The organism is Frankia sp. CcWB2, from assembly GCF_977927585.1.
On sequence record NZ_CDWRCM010000028.1, the window covers coordinates 4,592 to 8,246 of the forward strand.

Sequence of the window (3,655 nt, forward strand, 5' to 3'; positions counted from 1 at the left end):
TGATCGATCGAGCTGCGCGGGGAGTAGGTGTAGCCCTTGTCCTCGCGGATGTTGTTGACCAGCCGGGAACTGAAGTAACCACCGAAGATGGTGCTCGCCAGCCGCTGCGCCGGGTATCCGGGCGCGGAGCGGCCCAGGGCCGGTCCGCCCAGCCTGATGTTGGTCTGCACGGCACCCGGACGGTCGACGATGACAATCGGGCCGGTGGTGAGGGCCGGGACCGGCGGGACGGCCCGCGCGGGCCCGCCCGTCCAACCGCCGAGCGCGGCGGAGACCGCCGCGAGAGCACGCGGCGCCGACACGGCCCCGACCAGGGTGAGGATCGCGGCGGCCGGGGAGATCCGTTCGGTGTGCAGGGCCCGTACGTCCTCGGGGCCGACCTGTCCGACGGTCTCCGGCTCGGCGATGCCGATGGCGTAGGGGTGGTCACCGAAGAGCCGGCCGAGCAGCGCCTCCCGAGCAATGACCGCGGGCTGGCTGCGGGCCATCGCCGTGTCCTCGACGATCCGGTCGCGTTCGCCGGTGACCTCGTCGTCCGGGTAGGTGGCACCGAGGAGCACCTCGGCCATGATTCCCAACAGGGGTTCGAGGTTCACCGCGAGGGCGGAACCGACGATGGACAGCCGGTCGGCGTCGACCCCGGTCGACAACGATCCGCCCAGGCGCTGGACCTCGGTGGCCAGGCCCACCCGGTCGAAGCGGTGTGATCCGGTGAACAGCGTCTCCGCGAGCACCTCGGCCCGGGCCTGGTGCACGGCGCCGACGCCGGCGAACGGGATCCGCAGCCGCACCTCGACCAGGGGCACACTGGCCCGCTCCACCACCAGCACCCGCAGACCGTTGTCGAGAGTGTGGTCGCTGACAGCCGGCAGCTCCGCCGGGACGGTCGGGCGCACGGCCGGGATGACCGCCGCCCGGGTGGTCGTCGAGCTCAGCGCGCTGCCGCTCATGAGGCGGCGCCGGCACCCAGCTCCAGGACCGAGCGGCCCTGGTCGAGAAGCGCCCGGGCGGCCGCGGCGACGGCCTCCCCGGTCACCGCGGACAGTTCCGCGGGCAGTTCGTTCACCAGCTCGGGACGTCCCCGTTGCAGTTCGTGCACAGCCATGGCGAGTGCCCGTCCCAGCGCGTCGTCGGACTCACGCAGCAGCGAGGACGCCACCCGCGCCTGCACCCGCTCCAGCTCGCCGTCCGCCAGGCCCTCACCCGCCAGCCGCGCCAGTTCCTCGTCGACGGCGGCGAGGACGGCGTCCGCGCTCGCGTCCTCGGACTGGCGGGCCTCCAGGGTCAGCAGCAGCGGGTCACGCTGCTCGAACGGATCCCCGAAGGTGCCGAGGTAGGTGCTCACCCCGATGACCGAACGGTCCTTCTGCACCAGGCGGCGTTCGAGCCGGCTGGCGTCGCCGTCGCTGAGGATCTCGGTAAGCAGGTAGTAGGACAGGTAGGTGGACAGGTCGTCGATCGGGTCGGGCACCCGGTAGCCGACCGCCAGGGCGGCGCGCGGCGCGAGCGGGTCGGTGAGCACCGCCCGGCGCTCGGTACTCGGCACCGGCTCGGCGAAGCTCACCCGCGTCGGCACCGAGCGGGCGGGGATGTCACCGAAGTACCGGCGGACGAAGGTAAGCGTCTCCTCCGGGTCGATGTCGCCGACGATGGTCAGCACGGCGTTGCCCGGTGCGTAGTACTTGTCGAAGAAGTCCTCGGCGTCGTCCAGGCTCGCGGCCTCGAGCTCGGAGAAATCCCCGTAGCCGTTGTGGGCGTTCGGGAAGGTGTCGAACGCGACCGGCGGCAGCTTGATCCAGGGAAATCCCCCGTAGGGGCGGTTCAGGACGTTGACCCGGATCTCCTCCTGCACCACGGCGATCTGGTTGTCCAGGTTCTGGCGAGTGATCTTCGGTGCCCGCATCCGGTCCGCCTCCAGGAACAGGGCCAGTTCGAGTGCCCCGGCCGGGAGCAGCTCGAAATAGTCCGTGTAGTCCGGGTGCGTCGATCCGTTGAAGATTCCGCCGGCGGCCTGGACGTGCTTCGGATGCTCGGCCTTGCCGACGTTCTCGCTGCCCTGGAACATCAGGTGCTCGAACAGGTGAGCGAATCCGGTACGGCCCTCAGGCTCGGATCGGAACCCGACGTCGTAGTGCACCGAGACGGCCACCACCGGCGCGGTGTGGTCGGGGGCGAGCAGCACGCGCAGGCCGTTACCGAGCCGGGTCCGCTCGATCGGATAGGAGGATGCCGGCAGGGCCGACTTCATCGCGGTGGACGCGGCCGGGCCGGGTTCTCTAGGCGGGGACACAGTTGCCAACGCTACTGCCCGGCGGGCCGCGCCGGTGGCGAAGAGGACACCCATCCCAAGTCATGGCCACGGGAGGCCGTGCCACGGCCCGCCCGGAGCCGATTCCGCCGGCCGCCGGCGACGATCACGGGCGGCCCCGCCCAGACGACCACGGGCGGCCCGCCCAGAGGACGAGGTGCGGGAGATTGCGACTGTCGGGCGGCAAACTGTTCCCATGGGACAGTTTCCAGCCGGGCTGAGCGAGATCCTCACCGCCGAGTTCGACGCTCTGGGTGAAGAGATCATCGCCGCGATCGCCCGGGAGGTTCCCGCCTACGCGCGCCCGCTGGAAGGCAAGTTCGGCCATGAGGTGCGCCGCGGAGTCGACGAGGCGTTGTTCCGCTTCCTCAGCCTGGTCGAGGCCGGTCCCCACTGCACTCTCGACCTCGCCGCCAGCCGGGAGGTCTATGTCCGTCTCGGCCGCGGCGAGGTGTACGCGGGACGGTCGTTGGACAACCTGCTGAGCGCCTACCGGGTGGGCGCCCGCGTCTCCTGGCGCCGCCTCGGGGAGGCGGCGGCCCGCCGCGGCGGGCTGGACGGCCCGGCGCTGGTGTCCCTCGCCGAGATGATGTTCGCCTACATCGACGGCATCTCCGCGGCCTCCGCCGAGGGCTACGCGTCCGAGCAGTACACCGCGGCCGGTGAACTGGAGCGGCTGTGGGACCGGCTGGGCGAGATGCTGCTGTCCGGCGCGACCGGCGGGGCGATCGCGCAGGTCGCCCGTTCCGGCAGCGTGCGGCTGCCCGGCCGGCTGGCCGCCGTGCTCGTCCCCGCCCCGACCGGCTCCGCGGCCACCCACCCGGCCGGCCATCCGGGCACCCACCCGGCTGATAGCGAGGGCAACCACGAGGCCGACCCCTGGGCAGGCTCGCTCCCCTCCCGGTTGCCCTCGGGCTGCCCGCGCGCCGTGCAGGGGGGAGACATCTGGATGTTCGTCGGCTCGACCGAGCGGGCGGCCACCCGGGCGGCACTGGCGAGACAGCTCGCCGGGCTCGCCGCGGTGGTGGGACCGGCCGTGCCGTGGGGGCAGGCGGCGGCGAGCGCGGCGCGGGCGAGGTTCGCCTGCGATGCCCGGAGCGCCGGGCGGCTTCGCGGCATCGCCGCGGCCGACCCCCTGTTCACCGACGAACATCTCAGCGCCCTGCTGCTGGCCAGCGACCCCGGGCTTATCACCGACCTTGCGTCCCGCCGGCTCGCTCCCCTCGACGGGCTGCCCTGCCGGACCAGGGAACGGCTGGCCGAGACCCTCCTGCACTGGCTGACCCTGCGGGGTCAGCGCGGGCTGATCGCCGAGCGGTTGCACATCCATCCGCAGACCGTCCGCTA

General features: G+C 72.4%; 3 protein-coding genes. 1 reads left to right on the forward strand and 2 read right to left on the reverse strand.

The features are described from left to right. Together ACY45C_RS05110 and ACY45C_RS05115 are read right to left on the reverse strand one after the other, a co-directional pair. Positions 1–950, reverse strand: a 950-nt coding sequence (locus tag ACY45C_RS05110) for a M16 family metallopeptidase (RefSeq protein ID WP_462186493.1), incomplete at its 3' end; no start/stop codon positions are given. Then, entirely contained in the window at positions 947–2,248 is a 1,302-nt protein-coding gene (locus ACY45C_RS05115; RefSeq protein ID WP_462186509.1) for a M16 family metallopeptidase, read from the reverse strand. The genes ACY45C_RS05110 and ACY45C_RS05115, both read right to left, overlap by 4 nt. A gap of 256 nt (positions 2,249–2,504) precedes the next feature. Between ACY45C_RS05115 and ACY45C_RS05120 the strand changes: the two genes are divergently transcribed. After that, the coding region (locus ACY45C_RS05120; RefSeq protein ID WP_462186494.1) for a helix-turn-helix domain-containing protein at positions 2,505–3,655 on the forward strand (1,151 nt) is incomplete at its 3' end.